At 69.3% G+C, this 19,540-nt stretch carries 22 protein-coding genes and 1 pseudogene; 17 read left to right on the forward strand and 6 right to left on the reverse strand.

Translation table 11 applies throughout. From position 1 onward, the window contains the following. The 4 genes and pseudogenes from K8V84_RS02810 to K8V84_RS02825 form a co-directional block, all read left to right on the forward strand. A pseudogene (locus tag K8V84_RS02810) lies at nucleotides 1–164 on the forward strand (aspartate aminotransferase family protein); the annotation flags it as partial. Between the two features lie 34 nt (nucleotides 165–198). Beyond that, nucleotides 199–834 (forward strand): histidine phosphatase family protein, encoded by a 636-nt coding sequence (locus K8V84_RS02815; protein ID WP_304069941.1) that lies wholly within the window; start codon nucleotides 199–201, stop codon nucleotides 832–834. 294 nt (nucleotides 835–1,128) lie between these two features. After that, nucleotides 1,129–1,227: a 30S ribosomal protein bS22 gene (locus K8V84_RS02820; RefSeq protein ID WP_013155353.1), complete on the forward strand. Its 99-nt coding sequence runs from the start codon at nucleotides 1,129–1,131 to the stop codon at nucleotides 1,225–1,227. A gap of 222 nt (nucleotides 1,228–1,449) precedes the next feature. After that, on the forward strand, nucleotides 1,450–2,412 hold the full coding sequence (locus tag K8V84_RS02825) for an NAD-dependent epimerase/dehydratase family protein (protein ID WP_304069954.1): 963 nt from the start codon (nucleotides 1,450–1,452) through the stop codon (nucleotides 2,410–2,412). 45 nt (nucleotides 2,413–2,457) lie between these two features. On the opposite strand, the gene K8V84_RS02830 is transcribed toward K8V84_RS02825, so the two are convergent. Next, a complete protein-coding gene (locus K8V84_RS02830; protein ID WP_304069956.1) occupies nucleotides 2,458–2,943 on the reverse strand; it encodes a MarR family winged helix-turn-helix transcriptional regulator in 486 nt (161 codons plus the stop codon). Between the two features lie 121 nt (nucleotides 2,944–3,064). On the opposite strand from K8V84_RS02830, the gene K8V84_RS02835 reads away from it, so the two are divergent. Next, entirely contained in the window at nucleotides 3,065–3,745 is a 681-nt protein-coding gene (locus K8V84_RS02835; protein WP_304069957.1) for a hypothetical protein, read from the forward strand. Nucleotides 3,746–3,842: 97 nt separating this feature from the next. Here K8V84_RS02835 and K8V84_RS02840 read toward each other — a convergent pair whose 3' ends face one another. Beyond that, entirely contained in the window at nucleotides 3,843–4,643 is an 801-nt protein-coding gene (locus K8V84_RS02840) for an HAD family phosphatase (protein WP_304070027.1), read from the reverse strand. 253 nt (nucleotides 4,644–4,896) lie between these two features. On the opposite strand from K8V84_RS02840, the gene K8V84_RS02845 reads away from it, so the two are divergent. From K8V84_RS02845 to K8V84_RS02865, 6 genes are all read left to right on the forward strand, one after another. Further along, nucleotides 4,897–6,057 carry a putative quinol monooxygenase gene (locus K8V84_RS02845; RefSeq protein WP_304069959.1) on the forward strand — a complete coding sequence of 387 codons (1,161 nt, stop codon included), beginning with the start codon at nucleotides 4,897–4,899 and terminating at the stop codon, nucleotides 6,055–6,057. A gap of 332 nt (nucleotides 6,058–6,389) precedes the next feature. Beyond that, nucleotides 6,390–7,088 (forward strand): DUF2993 domain-containing protein, encoded by a 699-nt coding sequence (locus K8V84_RS02850; protein WP_304069961.1) that lies wholly within the window; start codon nucleotides 6,390–6,392, stop codon nucleotides 7,086–7,088. Then, nucleotides 7,088–7,411, forward strand: a complete 324-nt coding sequence (locus K8V84_RS02855) for a thioredoxin family protein (protein ID WP_304069964.1) — start codon at nucleotides 7,088–7,090, stop codon at nucleotides 7,409–7,411. The genes K8V84_RS02850 and K8V84_RS02855 overlap by 1 nt, the downstream gene beginning before the upstream one ends. A 165-nt stretch (nucleotides 7,412–7,576) precedes the next feature. After that, nucleotides 7,577–7,663, forward strand: coding sequence for a putative leader peptide (locus tag K8V84_RS25815; protein ID WP_369696597.1), 87 nt, complete (start codon nucleotides 7,577–7,579; stop codon nucleotides 7,661–7,663). 366 nt (nucleotides 7,664–8,029) lie between these two features. Continuing rightward, the gene (locus K8V84_RS02860) at nucleotides 8,030–8,875 is read left to right on the forward strand and encodes a sulfurtransferase (protein ID WP_304069967.1); all 846 of its coding nucleotides are present in this window, start codon (nucleotides 8,030–8,032) and stop codon (nucleotides 8,873–8,875) included. Beyond that, the gene (locus K8V84_RS02865) at nucleotides 8,872–9,177 is read left to right on the forward strand and encodes a DUF1416 domain-containing protein (protein WP_304069971.1); all 306 of its coding nucleotides are present in this window, start codon (nucleotides 8,872–8,874) and stop codon (nucleotides 9,175–9,177) included. The genes K8V84_RS02860 and K8V84_RS02865 overlap by 4 nt, the downstream gene beginning before the upstream one ends. 75 nt (nucleotides 9,178–9,252) lie before the next feature. On the opposite strand, the gene K8V84_RS02870 is transcribed toward K8V84_RS02865, so the two are convergent. After that, entirely contained in the window at nucleotides 9,253–9,723 is a 471-nt protein-coding gene (locus tag K8V84_RS02870; RefSeq protein WP_304069974.1) for a hypothetical protein, read from the reverse strand. Nucleotides 9,724–10,137: 414 nt separating this feature from the next. Here K8V84_RS02870 and K8V84_RS02875 point away from each other — a divergent pair, with 414 nt between their 5' ends. The 4 genes from K8V84_RS02875 to K8V84_RS02890 all read left to right on the forward strand — a co-directional run bounded on the left by K8V84_RS02875 (nucleotide 10,138) and on the right by K8V84_RS02890 (nucleotide 15,434). After that, entirely contained in the window at nucleotides 10,138–12,321 is a 2,184-nt protein-coding gene (locus K8V84_RS02875) for a hypothetical protein (protein ID WP_304069976.1), read from the forward strand. 86 nt (nucleotides 12,322–12,407) lie between these two features. Next, nucleotides 12,408–13,664: a MurT ligase domain-containing protein gene (locus tag K8V84_RS02880; RefSeq protein ID WP_304069979.1), complete on the forward strand. Its 1,257-nt coding sequence runs from the start codon at nucleotides 12,408–12,410 to the stop codon at nucleotides 13,662–13,664. 11 nt (nucleotides 13,665–13,675) lie between these two features. Next, nucleotides 13,676–14,389 (forward strand): glutamine amidotransferase, encoded by a 714-nt coding sequence (locus K8V84_RS02885; RefSeq protein ID WP_304069980.1) that lies wholly within the window; start codon nucleotides 13,676–13,678, stop codon nucleotides 14,387–14,389. A 481-nt stretch (nucleotides 14,390–14,870) separates the two neighbouring features. Beyond that, nucleotides 14,871–15,434, forward strand: a complete 564-nt coding sequence (locus K8V84_RS02890; protein WP_304069982.1) for a DUF4352 domain-containing protein — start codon at nucleotides 14,871–14,873, stop codon at nucleotides 15,432–15,434. Between the two features lie 4 nt (nucleotides 15,435–15,438). Here the strand turns inward: K8V84_RS02890 and K8V84_RS02895 are convergent, their stop codons facing one another. Continuing rightward, nucleotides 15,439–16,455, reverse strand: a complete 1,017-nt coding sequence (locus K8V84_RS02895) for a folate-binding protein (protein WP_304069985.1) — start codon at nucleotides 16,453–16,455, stop codon at nucleotides 15,439–15,441. A gap of 320 nt (nucleotides 16,456–16,775) precedes the next feature. Further along, entirely contained in the window at nucleotides 16,776–17,339 is a 564-nt protein-coding gene (locus K8V84_RS02900; protein ID WP_304069988.1) for an FABP family protein, read from the reverse strand. A gap of 225 nt (nucleotides 17,340–17,564) precedes the next feature. Between K8V84_RS02900 and K8V84_RS02905 the strand changes: the two genes are divergently transcribed. Next, nucleotides 17,565–18,347, forward strand: coding sequence for a hypothetical protein (locus K8V84_RS02905; protein WP_304069991.1), 783 nt, complete (start codon nucleotides 17,565–17,567; stop codon nucleotides 18,345–18,347). Between the two features lie 5 nt (nucleotides 18,348–18,352). Next, on the forward strand, nucleotides 18,353–18,715 hold the full coding sequence (locus K8V84_RS02910) for a DsrE family protein (RefSeq protein WP_304069994.1): 363 nt from the start codon (nucleotides 18,353–18,355) through the stop codon (nucleotides 18,713–18,715). A gap of 68 nt (nucleotides 18,716–18,783) precedes the next feature. Here the strand turns inward: K8V84_RS02910 and K8V84_RS02915 are convergent, their stop codons facing one another. After that, nucleotides 18,784–19,530, reverse strand: coding sequence for a phosphoglyceromutase (locus K8V84_RS02915; RefSeq protein ID WP_304069997.1), 747 nt, complete (start codon nucleotides 19,528–19,530; stop codon nucleotides 18,784–18,786). Between the last annotated feature and the right edge of the window lie 10 nt (nucleotides 19,531–19,540).

Consider the following 19,540-nt stretch of genomic DNA (forward strand, 5'->3'; position numbering starts at 1 on the left):
TGTTCGCGGCGTTCTTCCACGCCATGCTCGAACAGGGCGTGTACCTGCCGCCCGCCGCGTTCGAGGCCTGGTTCTTCTCGGCCGCGCACGACGAGGCCGCCATCGACCAGGTGGTCTCCGCCCTGCCGAAGGCCGCCCGAGCCGCCGCCGAGGCCCAGGGCTGATCACGCCCGAATCCCGCACAGAAGGACTCCCACGATGACCACGACCACCGTCGTCCACCTGCTCCGCCACGGTGAGGTGCACAATCCCGAGAAGGTCCTCTACGGACGCTTGCCCGACTACCACCTGAGCGACCGTGGGCAGCGGATGGCGGAGCTGGCCGCCGACTGGTTCGAGGGCCACGACATCGCGGCCCTGTACTCCTCGCCGCTGGATCGCACCCAGGAGACCGCGATCCCGCTGCAGAAGGCGTTCGACCTGCCGGTGACCCTGGACGATCGGCTCATCGAGGCGGCCAACAAGTTCGAGGGGATGACGCTGTCGGCGGCCTCGGCCCGCGACCCACAGGTGCTGAAGCGGCTCTACAACCCGTTCCAGCCCTCCTGGGGCGAGCCCTACCAACAGGTCGTGGGCCGGATGGTCGACGTGATCAAGATGGTCCGTCGGGCCGCGTGGGGGCGCGAGGCCGTGTGCGTCAGCCACCAGCTGCCGATCTGGATGGCGCGACGGGCCTCGGAGGGCAAGCGACTCTGGCACCGGCCGGACCGGCGCGAGTGCAACCTCGCCAGCGTCACGTCGTTGACCTTCGCCGACCAGCGCCTGGCCAGTGTCAGCTACGCGGAGCCGGCGGCCGAGTTGTACGTCGACGGGCCGTCCGTTCCGGGCGCCTGATCGATTGTTCGAAGACTGAGACTCCCTGCGGGGCGGCCGGAACCGGCCGCCCCGAGGCGGTTCTTCGCGTGGGTCGTGTCAGTTGAACACGCCCTACCGGATAAGCTGGGGCCACGGGTGCGGTAGATATGCGTGCTCAGTGCCGCCCTCCTCGGGGTCCGCCCCGGGCGCACCGGCCGCGCACGCAAGCGCGTGTGAGCCACCGCGAGCCCGGTTACCGCATCCGAGCCGCCAGGTGTTCTTCACCAGTGGTTCGGCATGTCCGTACTCACTCGTCAGCGAGAAGGTGATCCCATGGGTTCCGTCATCAAGAAGCGTCGTAAGCGGATGGCGAAGAAGAAGCACCGCAAGCTGCTCAAGCGCACGCGTGTCGCGCGTCGCAACAAGAAGTAGGACCTCTCAGCGGCGAACGTCTCTCCGCGGGCGTGGGCGTGCCCCAGGGCTCGCCTCGGACGCGGAGACACTTTCCCCTTTGCGTGGCATTGCCCATCGCAATGGAATTTTCTGGGTGAAGCGCTGTTGTGCTTCACGGGTCGCGGTCGCCGCTTCACCCCTGGCGGGTGAACGGTCCGCGGGCCCCTCGCACCACCGTCTCCTTCCAAGGAACGTGTCGCCATGGCTCGTGTCGTACTCGTCACCGGGGTCTCCAGCCCCCTCGCGGCCAGGGTCGCCCAGGCCCTGAGCGAGAGGCCCGGCGTGCGCCGGGTGATCGGAGCGGACTCCGCGCCGCCCTCGGGCGAACTTCCGGGGATCGAGTACCGGCACGTCGACCTGCACGACGGGAGCCTGGACCGGATCGTCACCGACTCGGGTGCCGACCTGGTCCTGCACCTTGGTCTGGACACGATGAAGGGCGCCGACCGGGAGGACGACCTCCTCGGCACCATGCGCGTCCTGGGTGCGGCCCAGCGCTCCGATTCGGTCCGCCGCCTCGTGGTGCGCTCCAGCGCCACCTGGGAGGCCGACGACACGGCCGTGGTGGAGCGGGACACCCGCTCACTCCAACGCCGGCGCCCGGACCTGTCCGTGGCCGTGCTGAAGTTCGCGAACCTCATCGGTCCCTCCGTGGACACCCCCCTCACCCGATACATGGACTACCGGGTCGTGCCCACCGTCATGGGCAGAGACCCGCGAGTGCAGTTCCTGCACGAGGACGACGGCGTCGAGGCGCTCACGCTCACGGCGCTGAGCGACCAGACCGGTTTCTTCGACGTCTCGGGGGCGGACACGGTCCCCCTCTCACACTGTCTGCGCCGCATCGGCGGTCAACGCGTCCCCGTGCCGGCCCGCGGCCTGAAGGTGCTGCGCGGCGTGGCCAAGCACGGCCGGATCGGTTACGCGAGCGCCAGTGCCGCCCGCACCGTCGACACCGGTCTGCACGCCGCTCGGCTGGACCCGACCCCGCTGTGCACCGCCCTGGACTGGTCGCCCACCTACAGCTCCATCGAGGCCTTCGAGTCGTACGCGCACAGTCGTGGCGGCGTCGACCGCGGTGGCGCCCCCCGAAGCGGTGGACGCGGCGCCGGACTGCGACCTGTGCACGTCATCGCTCTGGCCCGAGCCACCCTGGGCCGCTGACCGGCCCCGTCGCTCGTTCTCTTGCGCGGCGCCGAACGGGGGTCCTCACCGGCCCCTCAGTTCCTCCGCCCATGCCCGAAGGCCCGCCGCGAAGCCCGAGCGGTCGCGCTCGGACAGACGTTCCATCGCGCGCCGCAGGGGCGCCGCGCGTGCCGCGACCAATGCCTCCACCGACGGCCGGTGGTCCGGAGCCAGGCTCAGCAGGGTGCGTCGACGGTTGTCCGGGTCCTCCTCCGCGACGACCAGCCCCGCCCTCCTGAGGTCACCGGCCAGTTCGCTGGCGGTCGGCATGGAGACGGCCATGCGTTCGGCCAGTTCACCGACGCCGATGGAGGCGACCACCGCCAACTGCCCGAGGACCCCGCCATGGCGCGCGGTCAGTCCGTGTTCGGCGAAGACCGCGGCGACGTCATCGGGCATGTCCGTGCGGATCCGTCGGAAATAGACCTCCAGTTGCGGTATCACCCCGAGCTCCGCCACCAGTTCCGGATCGGGGAGTTCGGAGGGTTCTGAAGTGCGGTCTTGTGCCATGCCCATGATCTTAAAGATTCGGATCCCCAAACTGTTTGTGTATCCAAAGCTTCTCTCCTAGGCTGGGATCCAGACCACGGTGTCCGCCGGAGTCCTGGCGGTGCCGAGTGAGGAGCGAGTCATGGCAGCCGCTGCCGCAGGGCGCACCGACCCGATGTTCGACCCACCGCACCCGTACGGCTACGTCTACATAGGCGCGAACGTGTCACCGCCCGAGCGCGGGCCCCTCGTGCGAGGCGACCGGAGACGGGAGGAGGTCCTGGCGGAGTTCACCGAGCTTCTCCCCGAGGTGGAGGCCCGGACCGAGGTCGTCGCCACCTCCCTCTACGAGGCCGTGTTCATGCCGCCGCTGTCCGGAGCCCCCCGGTACGACGTCGTCCTCCTCATCACGACCGTCTCGACCGCGGCCGCCGACGACCTCTTGGATTCGAAGGTCTATCGGGACCTGGGCGGGGAGCTCGTGATGGTCGCCCACAACGCCCGCCGGATCGGGGAGACCGAGGACGGGTCCGAGGCGACCTTCCTGTTCAACCACTTCACCGCGCCCGACCCGGAGCGTGCCGTCGTGGCCTGGGAGGACCTGGCCCACTGGTACGTCACCGCGATCGGGGTGGACAACAGCACCCTTCTGCGACCACGGGGAGAGTCCGCCTTCGCCATGGTCAACCAGGTTCGGTTGCCGGGAGGGCCGCTGCGCTTCCTGCTCGCGCAGTTCGTTCGGCCGAGTTTCTTCCGGCGGGTGCGCGGTGGTTTGCGCTCGGAGGGGATGAGGGCGTTGCCGGTGTTCTATCGGCGCCTCTGAACGCGCTGCGACGGCCCGGTGCCGGGGCGGGGGAAAGGGGGCGGGTTCGAGGGCGAGCGTCGCTCCGCGTGCCGCTCAGCGCTTCTCGGGGAGTTTCTCAGGGGGTGGGGAGTGACTTGCGGTGCCGTACCGCGCGCACCGCGACCGCGCCGGCCACCGCACCCGCGACGGCCGCGGGGACGGCCACCTTCAGGGCTCGACGGTGTCTGCGGAAGTCGTGGACCGGCCACTGGTGGGTCCGGGCGTACCGGCGCAGGTCCCCGTCCGGGTTGACCGCGTGCGGATCGCCCACCAACGACAGCAGCGGCAGGTCGTTCGAGGAGTCGCTGTAGGCCGAACAGCCGGCCAGGTCCCACCCCTCCTTGCGGGCCAGTTCCCGCACCGCCACGGCCTTGGCCGGGCCGTGCAGCAGGTCGCCGTTGAGTCGTCCGGTGTAGACCCCGTCGACGCTCTCGGCCTCGGTGCCCAGCGCGCCGGTCAGTCCCAGTCGGCGTCGGATGATCTCCGCCAGCTCCACCGGGGTGGCGGTGACCAGCCAGACCGGCCGCCCGGCGTCCAGGTGACCCTGAACGAGCCGTCGGGCGCCCTCCCAGATGCGATCGGCCATGGTGTCGTCGTAGATCTCTTCGCAGAGGGTGACCAGGTCCTGTACGTCGTGCCCGGCCACGAACGCCAGGGCGGCCTCGCGCGCGGCGTTGATGTGCTCGGGCTGTTCGCTGCCGGTCACCCTGAACACCGTCTGCCCCCACGCGAACCGCATCAGGTCGCGGGTGGTGAACAGGTCACGGGAGGCGAGTCCGCGGGCGAAGTGGTAGATCGAAGCGCCGCGCATCAGGGTGTTGTCCACGTCGAAGAAGGCGGCGCCGGGACCGATCGGGTTCGGGAACGTCGCGTCCAATGGCACGGTTCTCTCCTGGCTCAGGTGGGGGAGGTCGCCCTCCGGCGGCCGGGGTGAGGCCCCCGCGTACTGTGAGCCTAGAGGCACGGGGCGCCCCGGTGGGGCCGCTGCACCGCCACGAGAATCCTGGTGATGAAGGTCACAGTGTAAAAGCCGGTTCCGGCCCGCACTCTGCGAGATCTCCCCCGGGGCCGGCCCGCCAAAAGTGCACGTTGTGCACATCCACTCGTCAGCGTGCATCATCATTGTCGAGATGGTCATGGTAGGTCTGACATTCATCAGCGCGTTGGTCGGCTGGAGCGCCACCGCCGCGCTGACCGCTTATGCCCAACGTCGCCCCGGTATCGCCGCGATCGCATGGTTGATCGCCGCGCTGGGCATCACGGCGGGGCTCAGTGCCGCGGTGATCGGGGTGCTGTTCGACTTCGGTGAGCTCACCTTCCGGCTCCTGCAACTGGGTGTCAGTCTCCTCGGGCCCGTCTACATGGCGTGGGGGGCCTTCGAATACGCGGTCCGCGCGCCGAACGCCCGATTCACCTCACGCCTGTTCCTCAGCGTCTTCACCATCGTTCCCATGGTGGTGCTGGCCGTCGATCGCGCCAGCGGTCGCTTCGACTCCGTCTTCCCCCCGCTGGCCGAACACTACGATCTGATCCCGCGCGCACTCGTGAACGGTGCGCAGGTCTTCGCCGTCGTCCTCCTCGTCACCGCGCTGATCTCCGTCGCGCGGCGTGGCCTGCGCGGCCCCGGGAGGACCGATCTGATCGTCCTCGGGCTGCTGGCCCTGGCCACTCTCCTCTCCGTGGTCGTCGGCCGCCTCGGGCTGGAGACCATGGGTCCGTTGCTGATGCTCGGCGCCGTCTCCTCGCTCTGGGGCGCCGGGGCACTGGCGGCCAAGCCCCGTCGTGACGTCTACGACGATGACGACGATTACTACGACGACGAGTACGACGACGTGGACGACGACACGGACGACGAACTCGACGAACCGCAGGAGGAGCCCGTGCGCCGTAAGCGCCGCAACGCCGACCCCTACGATGACCACTTCGCGGGGGCCCCGGCGCCCACATCGCCCGGCAACAAGCTGCGCGGTGTCATCACGATCTACACGCTCGCCGACGGACAGGGTGAGGGCTTCGACCGGCTCGCCAACGCCGTCGTCGGAGAGGTGTCCGCGCGCGAGCCCGACACCCTGCTGTTCGCCTCGCACACGGTGCCCAGCGCGCCGTTGCAGCGCATCGTCTACGCGATCTACCGGGACGAGCTCGCGCAGGAGGAGCACGAGCAGCAGCCGCACATGCTGGAGTTCGCCCGCCGACTGCCGGCGCACGTGGTCGCCACCAACGTGATCGAACTCTCGCTCTCCGACGCGTCCGCCAACGACGGCCTCGCCGCCATGCTGATGCCTCGCTGAGCGATCCGCCGAACCCCGTCGGACCAGCGGTTTCGTTGCCGGCGCCCCTCTCCGAGACCGTCGGGGGCGCCCGCTCGTTCACCCTCCGACCCTGTCTCGAAGGGGCCCGACGCCGCCCCCGTCGTCCTTCGATCGCGTCTGGACGGTTCGGGGCCGCAACCAATCCGGAGCTCTCCGCGTCATATGCGGGGTGACGTACCCTTCCCTACAGGTTTTTCATGACCGGCGCCCTTCGGGTGCCGGTGGCGTGTGACCACGACCGGCCGGACGACCCAGCCGAGAGGCGCGCCGGATCGAAAGCCGGATCGAAAGAAAGTGTGCTGGGATCTCCGATGCGTAAGTTCCTTCTCGTCTTCCTGATCCTCCTCGCGGCTCTTGTGGTGGTGGCGGACATCGGGGCGCGTTCATTCGCGCAGAACACCCTCGCCGAACGTCTGGCCGACCAGATGGAGATGTCCGAGGAACCGGACGTGTCGATCGAGGGTTGGGCCTTCCTGCCGCAGGTGCTGAGCGGCACCTACACCGAGGTCAACATCAACGCCGACAGCGCCACGATGAGCGATGTCACGGTCGAGCAGGTCGAGGCCACCGCTTCGGACGTCGAAGCGCCGTTGAGCGACCTCATGAACCAGCCCACCGTGGTCGCCGGCCAGGTCGACGGCTCCTTCGTGGTTCCCTACTCCTACTTCAACCCCTACCTGCCCGAGGGCATGACCATCAGCACCGAGGGCGACGAGCCTCGCATCAGCGGTGAGCTCGCCCTGCCCGAGCTGGGTCTGAGCACCTCGGTGTCCAGCGCCGGCGAGTTCACGGTCGACGGCGACGTCCTCTCCGTCGCCCCTCGGGGCATCGAGGTCGGTGACCTGCCCATCGACGTCGACGACCAGGTGGCCGGGATGCTCACCTTCAGCGCGCAGGTCCCCGAGCTGCCGCTCGGCCTGACGGTCACCGACGTGGAGGCCACCTCCAGCGGTCTGCTGATCACCGGTACCGGCTCGGACCTTCCGCTGATGGGTTCCGAGGTCGCCTGATGGCCTCGGCGGTCGAGTCGCTCGGTGCCGAGGAGATCGGTGCCGAGCTTGGCCGGAGGGCCACCCTCGTGCAGATCTCCAGTGCCTTCTGTCAGCCCTGCCGCGCCACCCGTCGCATCCTGACGGACGTGGCGTCGATGGTGGAGGGGGTGGCCAACGTCGAGGTCGACGCCGAGTCGCACCTGGAGCTGGTGCGTCGGTTGGAGGTGCGGGGGACCCCCACCGTCTTCGTCCTGGACGCTTGCGGACGGATCGTGCGGCGGGCCCAAGGACAACCCCGCAAGGCCGACGTGATCGCCGCGCTCGGGCAGGTCGTCTCCTAGGTCCCGACTCCGACCGTTCCCCTCCGCGAACGCTCTCCGAGACGCCGTTCTCATATTCCGGAACGCCCCGAAAGCCCGCCCGCCCTGGCGGAGCGGGCAATACGGCTTTCCCTGTGATCCAGGCCACCAGTGACAATTCGTGGTGCTGCCTGTAGCGTCTAAGACGTGACTTCCTTGACGAGCGCGTTTCTGACGAAGCGACGGGCGGTTGATTTCTGCCGCGTCGCCGCCGCGCTCTGTCCATGTCCCTAGGGCGGACGGGCCCTCGGCCCCGCCTATTTCGTGCGATCGGCTTCCTCGGATCTCCGCGCACACAGGGATGACGTTTCATGCGAGTCGATTTCGACGGGCGTCCGTACGCCCCGGCACAGAGCGACACATCGACGCCCGCACCCTGGTGAGCCCGGAGCGGCAGGCCGCGACCACGTCCGCCCCCACTCCGCGTAGTGCCCTTCCCGTATTCCACCCGGCCCCTCGCCGGGCGTAGCGGGGTACCCCGAAAACATCCCCCCGCCAGGGGAAGGGCCACGACGACACCCCGGCTTCCGGCAGCAGGGCCCGGAAGCACGACGCATCCGACTCACACGCGACATCGCATAGAAACACAGGAGGTTCCCCATGAGCCGCTCCGACGTCCTCGTGGACGCCGACTGGGTGGAGGCTCACCTGGACGACGCCGACGTCGTTCTCGTCGAGGTCGACGAGGACACGTCCGCCTACGACAAGGGCCACATCCGAGGCGCTGTCAAGATCGACTGGAAGACGGACCTCCAAGACCCGGTCCGCCACGACTTCGTGGACAAGACCGGCTTCGAGAACCTGCTGTCCGCCAAGGGCATCGCCAACGACCACCAGGTCATCCTGTACGGCGGCAACAACAACTGGTTCGCCGCCTACGCGTACTGGTACTTCAAGCTCTACGGTCACGAGAACGTCCGCCTGTTGGACGGTGGCCGCAAGAAGTGGGAGCTCGACTCCCGCGAGCTGGTCACGGAGGTCCCCGAGCGGGCCGCCACCGAGTACGAGGCCAAGGAGCAGGACACCTCGATCCGCGCCTTCCGCGACGAGGTCGTCGAGGCCATCGGCACCAAGGCCCTGGTCGACGTCCGCTCGCCCGACGAGTTCACCGGCAAGCTGCTCGCCCCGGCGCACCTCCCGCAGGAGGCGGCCCAGATCGGTGGGCACATCCCCACCGCGCGCAACATCCCGTGGGCCAAGACGGCCAACGAGGACGGCACTTTCAAGACCGCCGAGGAGCTGCGCGAGCTCTACACCGAGGCCGGTGTGGACCTGGACAAGGACATCATCGCCTACTGCCGTATCGGCGAGCGTTCCTCGCACAGCTGGTTCGCGCTCCGCGAGATCGTCGGCATCCCGAACGTCAAGAACTACGACGGCTCCTGGAGCGAGTACGGCTCCCTGGTCGGCGTTCCGGTCGAGGTGGGGGAGGCCGAGCCCAAGTGAGCGACAGCTGCGGAGCCCCCGAGGGCGGTGTCGCCCTGGCCGACGTCGACGCGGGAAGCCAGGCGGTCATCCAGGGCACGGTGACACGTGACGGGCAGCCGTTGCGCGGTGCCTACGCCCGCCTGCTGAACTCCTCCGACGACTTCGTCGGAGAGGTCGCCACCGGTGACGAGGGGACCTTCCGGTTCTTCGCCACCGATGGTGCCTGGAAGGTGCGGGTGCTGGCCTCCAAGGGTTTCACCGGCGAGTACCCCGTTCAGGCGAAGGTCGGCAAGGTCGTGGACGTACAGGTCCAGGCCTGACCGAAGGTCGAACCACCGGAGCGCCGGTGCCGACGGAGAGATCCGTCCGGCACCGGCGCTCCGTCGTTTCGGGGGTCAGCTCTGCCGGGGCCGAGGCGGCCCCACGTCCGGCTCCTCGTACCGTCCGGCGAGTTCCCGGTTGATCGCCGGCGCCGCTCTCGCCCGGTCGAGCATCGCCTGGCGGTGGAAGGGGGAACAGACGGCGAGGGAGAACACGGCGATCCCGATCCACAGGAAGACGGAGAACCCGTCCTGAACCATCGACCTGCCGATCAGGACGAGGGCGTAGCCGAGGAGGAACAGGGTCATGCCCGAGAAGTACCAGGGGTTCTCCCACCGGCGATTCAGGTCGGTCGCCACCCTGACGGTCAGATGAGCCGTCTCGGGGTCGGGCGCCGGCGCACCATGGCGCAGGTACGGACGAACCCTGCGCCTTTCCGCGCCGATCGGTGCCTTGTGGGCGAGGGCGCGTTCGTTCCAGGCGGCGCGTCCCCTTCGACGATTCCAGACATGGCCCCGTACCACGCAGACCAACGCGGCGACCATGAGCAGAAGTGAGGACAGGGCCGGCGCGAGCGCGAGACCGGAGATGGGGGGACTCCCGGGTATCTGAGGGGTGTGATCTTCGCCGACATTACATCGCCCTCTCCGGTCGCACGGCTCGTCGGGGTTCCGGCCGACGAGGGAGCGGGGTGAGCGGCCGTCCGGCGAGCGAGTTTTCCACAGGTGGGGGATCGGTACTGGAAAGCGGTCGGCGGCCCTGCTTCACTGATGATCACGGCCACAACGCTCGAAGGTCCGCGCACGCTCCGTGTTCGAACGTCGGGCATGGCCGGCCGTGGCAAGCACGAGGGCGCCGGTACGCCGGTGCCCGAGCTTCGACCGCCCAGTGGCCGGAGCCCCCACATGAACGATTCCCCGGCGGCCCCTCCCTGCCGCCGGCGAGGAGGTGTTCGGACGGTGCCCAAAGCACGGTCGTCGGCGAACGCGGCCCGAGGCGAGACGGGACGCACCTACCTCGGATGGCGGCACAGGATCCTCCTGCCACCACCCGGCCCCGCCCCACGTCGACCCGCGCCCTCCGACGCTCGGACGGTCTCCGAGGAGTGGATCGCGGGTCAGCGTGACAGCGAGGCGCAGACCAACCGTCCGCTCTACTTCGCGCTGGCCGGGCTCGTCCTGCCGGCGTTCCTGTGCCCGGCGCTGTGGCTGATGCGCGTCCTCCCCGGCAGTTTGGCCATGGGCGGTGTGCTCGCCTGCGCGGCCATCGCGGCGCCGGTCGCCTTCGCGCTCGTCCAGAGCCGCCAGGTCATCGTCGAACGCCTGGAACGGGCCGAGGAACGGCTGGCCGCCGAACGAGCCGAGCGGGAACGGATCCTGCGCGAACGGCAACGCGAGCACGCCACCCGTTACACCGAATGGCAGGCGGCCTCCCGCGCATACGAGGCGCAACCACGCTGGTACGGCATGACCGTACCGGTCGGCACCTCCGCGGTGATCGTGGTGGGCGGGGCCGACACCGGGTGGTCGGCGCTGCTCACCACCATCGGAGTCTCCCGGCTGAGGGAGGGTGGTGACCTCACGGTCGTCGACCTCACCGGGCACGGGGTCGCCCGCGAACTCGTCCGTCTCGCCCGTCGTTGCGCCGTGGAGCCGCGCAGATGGGTGCTCCCGGCCGACCTGCCCCGGATGACCCTGGGAACCAACCTGGACGCCGGTCAGCGCGCCCGAATCCTCTCCGCCGTCGCCGCGGCCACGGGGCGGGCCGAGGACGTCGACGCCGACGAGACGCTGTTACTGCGATTGCTGGAGGTACTCGGCCAGGACGTGGACATCGCCCGTCTCATCGGGGGCCTGCGCGCCCTGCTGACCCCCGCCGACGACGAGGCCGAGGACGACCCGGCCCTGGCCCTGCTCACCGCGGACGAACGCACCAGGGTACGGGAACGCTGCGCGGACGACCCCCGGGTACGCGCACGGGCCTGGGCCCTGGAAGAGCGGCTCAGCCCGTTCGAGGCGGTCGGTACCCGTGCCGATGACGCCGCCTACGCCCAGGTCAAGATCATCTCCACCGACCGCGCCTCCGGGGCGGCGGCCGCGCGGGTCTACGGAACCTACGCGGTGGCGGCGCTCAGTGAGCTCCTGGAGACACGTGAACCGGGTCCGGCGGTCCCCGGGGGCAGAGCCCCACGGGTGCGACCGGATCGCATCCGTACCGTGGTCGTCTGCGGCGCGGAGATCCTCCCGCCGGAGGAGGTGGAACAGGTCCTGAACGCCGCCGGGGACGGCGGTGTCGAGGTGGTCCTGATGTTCCGCCAAGCGGTGCCGGCCGCGGTGCGGCACCTGTCCGACCCGTCCTGTCTGCCGGTGGTGATGCGCCAGCCCGAGCGGAACGAGAGGGTCGCACGCGTGGTCGCGGAGACGATCGCCGGATCCGGGAGCGACCGGGAGGACCTGGAGATCCACCGGCTCACCGAGGTGATCGGCGAGGCCGTCGGCGATTCGGTCACCGAACCCGACGGCGACGACGGGAACGGCCCCGACGAGGAACTCCTCTTCCCCTCTCCGCACACCGAGTCAGGAGCGCTCATCCGTAACGCGGCCGCCGCGATCTCCCCACTGGACCTGGTCAGACATGTGAGATCCGCCACGGCCTGGGGTCGGGCCACCGCGCAGGCGGCGGAGATCGACACCCCCATCACGTGGACGGAGGAAGAGGAGACCACGGCGCGGATCAGTGGTCTGGACGCGGAGTCGCTCCGAGAACTGCCACCCACCGCGGCCCTTGTCCTGACCTCGGCCGGCCCGGTCCTGACCGACACCAATCCGGGTATTCTCACCCTGTCCACAGCCACCCTCGCCACCGCCGAGGACCACCGGAACCCCGGTGTCGGTAGGGGCGTCGGTCAGGTCGAGGGTCCCGAGGATCCGGGTCCGAGGGCCGAGGAGCCACGACGTTCCCCGGCCGACGGCTCACGGATCGAGCCGCCGGGTGACAGCCTGCGGAGCGATGGACCCGGAGCCGTGCCCGGGGTCGAGAACATCCCGAAATCGCCCGAATCGGTGACCGACGACGGCCTCGGCCCGACACGGGTCCCGCCCAACCTCGGGCCGCCACCCGAGCGGTTGGACTGGCGGGTCTGAACAGCGGTGGACAATAGGCTTGGCCCGACACATCGCCCGCCGCCGCAGCGCGTTCGCGCGGGTGATCCAGCGATCGTGGAGATTTGATGAGCGAGCTTTCCTTGCGCGCCCAACTGGCTTCGGTACTGGGCAGGAGCGCGGCAAGCCTGTCCAGGGCCACCGGACGCGGAGACGGCTCCGTCATCGGCGGCCGCGTCGCCCTGAAGGTCGAACCCGACCTGCTCGCCAAGCTCGCCCAGGGCCGCCGCCTCGCCCTGGTCAGCGCCACCAACGGCAAGACCACCACGACGCGTCTCATCTCGCACGCCCTGCGTGAGTTCGGCGACGTGGCCACCAACGAACACGGCGCGAACATGCCGACCGGGCACATCACCGCGCTGGCCGCCGACAAGGCCGCCGTCAACGGTGTGCTGGAGGTCGACGAGAAGTACCTCCCGCAGGTCATCGAGGCCACCGACCCCGCCTTCGTCGTGCTGATGAACCTCAGCCGCGACCAGATGGACCGTGCCTCGGAGATCAACCTCCTGGCGAAGAAGTGGCGCACCACCCTGGCCCAGTCCAACACCCACGTGATCGCCAACGCCGACGACCCCCTCGTGGCGTGGGCCGGTCTGGGCGCCTCCAGCGCCACCTGGGTCTCCGCCGGCCAGCGCTGGAAGGAGGACTCCTGGTGCTGCCCCGAGTGCGGCGCCCACCTCAAGCGTGAGGTCGATCCGCACTGGGAGTGCCCCGAGTGCGGCCTGGCCCGGCCTCGGACCACCTGGGCGGTGGACAACGACTCCGACACCCTCATCACCCCCGAGGGGCGGCAGATCAAGCTCCGCCTGAACCTGCCGGGTGACGCCAACCGCTCCAACGCGGCGATCGCCGCCGCCACCGCCGCCGCCTACGGCATCCACCCCGAGCGCACCGTCGAACGACTGCGCGACATCACCTCGGTGGCCGGCCGCTACACCTCCGTGGTCACCATGGGGGTCGAGGTCCGCCTCCTGCTCGCCAAGAACCCGGCCGGATGGCTCGAGTCCTTCGCCGTCCTCGACCCGCCGCGTGTTCCGGTCATCCTGGCGGTCAACGCCCAGGTCTCCGACGGTAAGGACACCTCCTGGCTGTGGGACGTGGACTACAGGGTCCTGCGCGACCGTCGGGTCTTCGTCATGGGTGAGCGCCGTACCGACCTCGCCCTGAGGTTGGAGACCGACGAGGTCCCCTTCGAGGTCGCCGACCGGGTGGACGAGGTCCTGGCCAAGCTCAAGGCCGACCGGCCCGACATCACCAAGGTCGACGTCATCGCCAACTACACCGCCTTCCAGCAGATCCGCACCGCGTACGGCCGCATCCAGTAGGAGACCCAGCCATGTCGAACAACAGCAGCGCCCTGCGGATCGTGTGGATCTACCCCGACCTGCTCAGCACCTACGGGGACCAGGGCAACGTTCTCATCCTCAAGCGTCGCGCCGAACTGCGCGGCATCCCGACCGAGGTCGTACAGGTCAACTCCAGCGACTCCGTGCCCGAGCAGGGTGACATCTACCTGCTCGGTGGTGGCGAGGACCGGCCGCAGATCCTGGCCGCCGAGCGCCTTCGCGCCGACGGCGGTCTGGCCCGGGCCGCCGCACGGGGTGCCTGCGTCTTCGCGGTCTGCGCCGGTTACCAGATCATCGGTGAGAGCTACGGCGACAACGACGACAACCCGCTCCCCGGTGTGGGCATCATCGACATCCGCAGCGGCCGTGGTCAGACCCGCGCCGTGGGTGAGATCGTCGCCGACGTCGACCCCGCCCTGGGCGTGGGTCGGATCACCGGTTTCGAGAACCACCAGGGACGGACCGCCATCGGTCCGCAGGCCCGACCGCTGTCCACCACGGTGAAGGGCATCGGCAACGACGACCGCACCGAGGGCGCCTACCAGGGCCAGGTGCTCGGCACCTACCTGCACGGGCCGGCGTTGCCGCGCAACCCGCAATTGGCCGACCTGCTGCTGCGTTGGCGCGTGGGGCAGCTGAACCCGCTGCCCCCGGCCTGGGGCGAGCGTCTGCACGACGAACGCCTGGCCGCGGCCCTGCGTTAGGGACTCGACCGGCCCGGCGGGAGACCCTCCCGCCGGGCCTTCGTGTGTTCGAAACCGGCAGGGCCGTACCCGGTCACCGGCGATGGCGTTGGAACATGGGGGAGACACGCCCCATTCCGAGCACATGGGCGAACTCGTGGTGGGTGAGGCCGTTCTCCCGGTGGAAGGGGACCGGAGCTCGCCAGTGGGGTTCTGGACGCGTGGTCGCACCGTTGTCGGTGCCTTCTCGGGCAGGATCGACGAATCGTGTGAGCCTGGCCCAAAGGCCTGCAGGCCGGTCGATTCCGCTCATCCGCGTCCCCCGATTCGTTCGTGCCGCTCAGGTCTTCAGGGGGAAGATAACGAGCGGTCCGGGCCCCGCGGGCGGTAACCGAGAAAGAAGCCGCGATGACCCTCCGTGTCGAAGGTCGGATTTCGGGCGAGGTCGGGTAAACAGGGCACAATTTCGGAATGATGCGCGTGTGGCATGCGTCACACCAGTATGAGTGCCACCGATCCGCTCCCAGGTTCCGCCGGTCGTTTCGGACGGACCGCACGTGTCCTCGCGATCCCCGTCGCGGTACTCGTGGCGATCGGTGGGTACACGGCGGCCCCGGTCTCGGCCGATCCGGGGGTGTTCGGATCGGAGCGGCGGACGGCCTCCTCCGAATCCGTGCCGATGTCCTCCTTCAACGGATCCTCGACTTCGGTCGGACCGTTCAGGGTGGAGGTCGAGGTGGCCTACACCGACAGCACCGTCACCGACGGGATGGGTACGCACGCCACCGCCCCGTCCGGCATGACGTACTACATCTACCGGCTCAACGTCACCAACGAGGGCTCCTCGCCGGCGATCTTCGACAGCCACGGCACCCGAGGCCACACCCCGGACGGGACCTCCTACGCCAACGACGTGGAGGCCGAGGTGACCGTGGCCTGGGACTACTTCTGGGACGAGATCAATCCCGGCGTCACGGTCACCACGCACCTGATGTTCCTGGCACCGGAGGGCACCGAGTTCTCCTACGTCGAGGTCTCCGGGCAGAGCGACCTACGACCTTCCTGAACCCCTACCGCGGTCGGCGCCGCAGGTCGATCTGGGCGTTGGCCCCGGTGTCCGGGTCCACGATGACCTCCTGGCCGGCGGCGATGCCGTCCGCCACCAGATCGGCGTCGGTCGGCGCCGTCCGCTTGACCAGTCCCAGCGCGATCGGTCCCAACTCGTGGTGGCGGGCGGAACTGCCCACACGGCCGATCCGCCGCCCCTCCAGCTCGATGTCGGCGCCCACCGCGGGAAGCCGCTCCCTGGTGCCGTCCAGGTGCAGTAGCACCAGGCGGCGCGGGGGACGCCCCAGGTTGTGCACCCGGGCCACCGTCTCCTGTCCGGGGTAGCAGCCCTTCTCCAAATGCACGGCTGAACCGATCCAGTCCATCTCGTGCGGGATGGCGCGCTCGTCGGAGTCCAGACCGGCCCGAGCCCGGTGCGAGGCGATCCTGTGCGCCTCGTAGGCCCACATGCCGGCCGGGCGGGTCCCCGCCTCGGTCAGCTTCTTCGCGGTCGTCACGAGCTCCTCGGAAGGCACGAACAGGTCGATCTCGTGCTCGGTGGTCCGGGTGACCGGACCCTCCACCACGGCCAGCGCCTTGTCCCGGTCCGGGCCGAGCAGCGTCAACACCGAGAGCGAGCCCGAGAGGTCCTCGACCTCCACCCGCAGCATGAACACCATCGAGTCCAGGAAGCGGGCGGTCTCGGCGGCGTCACCCGGCTCGGTGTGCATCCACGTGGACTCACCGTCGTCCACCATCGACAGGTGGTGCTTCAGGCGGCCGCGCGCGTCCATGATCAGCGCTTCGGTGCCCGCCCCCGGGGTCAGGCCCCGGGTCAGCTGGCTGGTGAGGTCGTTGAGCCAGTCGAGGCGGTCGGGTCCGCTCACCCGCACCACACCCCGGTTGCTCCGGTCGACCCAGGCGCTGGAGCGTTCGATCGCGCGGCCCTCGTGCGAGGGGTCGCCGTAGTGCGCGGCGACGTCGGTGTCGGGGGTCTCGGCGCTCACGGCACCGGGTGTGGTCAGCAACGGCGAAGTCATACCGCCGAGGGTATCCGCCCCGTCCAAGAGGGCACAGGGGCGTCGTTGACCTGGGGATACAGATCACAGAAAATCACTTGCCCACCGCCGTCCACGGGACGTAGTTTGGCGGCACGCAGGAAAGGAGGTGGTCCAGAACATGATTGACCCTAGGACCGGCGAGGTGGCCGTCCGCTAGGACGACGCCGAGCATTCGCTCGACGTACGTCGTAGGCGAATCCCAGACGGACACCCGAACCCCGGGCTGTCGGACCTTGTCCGATCCGACCCTCTCGTAGGAGACGGCCCGGGGTTCGTCCATGTCCAGACCCCGAACGGGCCTACTTGCCGTCGTTCGGCTCGATCTCGGCCACTCGCTTGAGCTGGGCGGACATGTACGACTGAAGCCCCAGGTCACGGGCGGCCAGGTCCCACGCGTAACCCAGGGTCTGGCTTCCGTCGTTGAACAGCCCGTACAGGCGGTGCGACCCCTGTACCTCCAGGCCGGTGATGGTGCGCACGATCCCGGCGCTTCGCATCTCCACCCGGTTGGCGAACAGGTTGCCCTCGTAGGACTCCAGGTAGCCCTCGTTGTGGGCGATCATCACTTCGAGGTGGACGATGTTGTTCTCGTCGTCCGCCGCGTACCGGGCGGTGTCCTCCTCGGAGAGGGCACGCCAGTACCCCGATTCCTCGGTGATCAGCTCGCCGGTGGTTCCGTCCGAGTTCATCCGCCAGGCCTTGGCGCTGTAGGCCACATAGGGCAGCCCCGCGCGCGGGGTGAACTCGACCTCCTGGCCGAACTGGAACTTCTCCTCTTCCACATAACCGGCGACGCCGACGCCCTCCCAACGTCCGAACAGGAAGGACAGTTTCGCCAGATCAGGGTGTACCGCAGCGTCCATAACCCCCGAGAGTAGCGCGCGGCGGAGGTGCCGGTGACCACTCGCGTGAAGGCATCCGTCACCGCCACCCCCGTGCCTCGGACCGGACATGCCCAATTGGCCCGGCTTTCCCGGAGAACTGGTAAAGATGGTTGACGGACACGGTGGGTCCCCGGGGCTCGGACGCACACCGCCGTCCCCCGACCTCCGACACGATTTCCGAACACGATTCCAAAGGGGCTGCCTGTGTTACTGGTGATCGGTTCGGCGTTGCTCGTCGTCGCGGTGGTCCTCCTCCCACTCGCCCTCATCGCACTGCGCCGCTGGCACCGCCAGCGGGGTCTGGCGATGCTCCTTCCCTCCGCGGTGGCCGAGCACGAGGGCAGGCGTGTGACCCTCACCGGAGTGGCCGCGCCGGGCCCCGCCGGCGCCGTCGAGTCCGGACTGGCGGGTGTCGAGTGCGTCTGGCACGGTCACGAGGTCCTGCGGCACTACCGGCCGTTGGCCCGGGGCCGGGCCGACGGGCAGGTCGGTGAGCGTACCTGTGACTCCATCGCCGACTACGGCTCCGACGATCTCTTCGGTCTGGTGGGGGAGGGGCGCCCCGGGGACGCACAGCGCATCTTCGTCGACCCCGCAGGCACCGAACCGCGGGAAGCCGAACTCTGCCTCAAGCGCCAGGTCGGCCGCCCCCAGCCCGGGGTGGCCGCCGCCGCGGACGATCTCCTGCCCAGGGTCCGGGGCCGCATCTCCGGCGTCTTTCGGGGCGAGACCATCGAGTTCGAGTACCGCGAGTGGATCATCCGGACGGGTGCTCCGGTCCGTGTCACCGGACGTGTCCACACGCGTGAGGGCCGGGTCGTGTTGGCCGGCTCGGACGAGGACCCGCTCACCATCGAGCACGGTGTGGTCGACCGGGCCACACGGGTCTCTCCGCGCCGGACCGAGGCCCTGGGGGTGTCCGTCGGATTCCTGTTCTGCGCCATCGTGGGAACCGCGCTCGTCCTGATCGGCCTCTCGGTAGGCTGACGGACATGTCTCGTTCTTTGGTGATCAAGGTCACGGCCGGTGCGGACGCTCCGGAACGGTGCAATCAGGCGTTCACGGTCGCGACCGCGGCGGTGACCGCCGGCGTGGAGGTCTCCCTCTGGTTGACCGGGGAGTCCGCGTGGTTCGCGGTCCCCGGACGCGCCGAGACCTTCGAACTCGAACACGCCGCTCCGTTGCAGGACCTGCTGGCCGCGGTGCTGGCCGCCGGCCGGGTCACGGTGTGCACCCAGTGCGCGGCCCGGCGCGACCTCGCCCAGGACGACCTTATCGACGGCGTGCGCATCGCGGGGGCGCAGACCTTCGTCGAGGAGACCCTCCAGGACGGGGCCCAGGCGCTGGTCTACTGACCCGCCCTCCGAAAACGAAAGTGCCCGTACCACCGTCGGAGGTACGGGCACCGATCTCGTCCAGGGGGCTACTTCTTGCCCTGGTTGGCGACGGCCTCGATGGCGGCCTTGGCGGCCTCCGGGTCGAGGTAGGTGCCGCCCGGGTTCGTGGGCTTGAAGTCCTCGTCCAGCTCGTAGACGAGGGGGATGCCGGTGGGGATGTTCAGCCCCGCGATGTCGGCGTCGCCGACCCCGTCCAGGTGCTTGACCAGAGCCCGCAGCGAGTTGCCGTGCGCGGCGACCAGGACGGTCTTGCCGGCGGCCAGCTCCGGGACGATGTTGTCGTACCAGTAGGGCAGGGCGCGGTCGAGCACGTCCTTGAGGCACTCGGTACGCGGCAGCAGCTCCGGCGGCAGGAGCCCGTAGCGGGCGTCATCGGACTGCGAGTACGGGTCGTCGTCGGCGATGGGCGGCGGGGGAGTGTCGTAGGAACGGCGCCAGATCATGAACTGCTCTTCGCCGTACTCATCACGGGTCTGAGCCTTGTCCTTGCCCTGAAGGGCGCCGTAGTGACGCTCGTTGAGGCGCCAGGAGCGCTCGACCGGCAGCCAGTGCAGGTCGGCGGACTCCAGCGCGAGGTTCGCGGTGCGGATGGCGCGCTTGAGCAGCGAGGTGTGCAACACGTCCGGGGTCACCCCGGCGGACTTGAGCAGCTCGCCGCCCCGGCGGGCCTCGTCCTCGCCCTTTGCGGACAGGTCCACGTCCACCCAGCCGGTGAACAGGCCCTTCGCGTTCCAGACACTTTCACCGTGTCGCAGCAGTACCAGAGTTCCCATGGGGACAAGC

Source organism: Nocardiopsis listeri, from assembly GCF_020741345.1.
Classification (GTDB): Bacteria; Actinomycetota; Actinomycetes; order Streptosporangiales; family Streptosporangiaceae; genus Nocardiopsis; species Nocardiopsis listeri_A.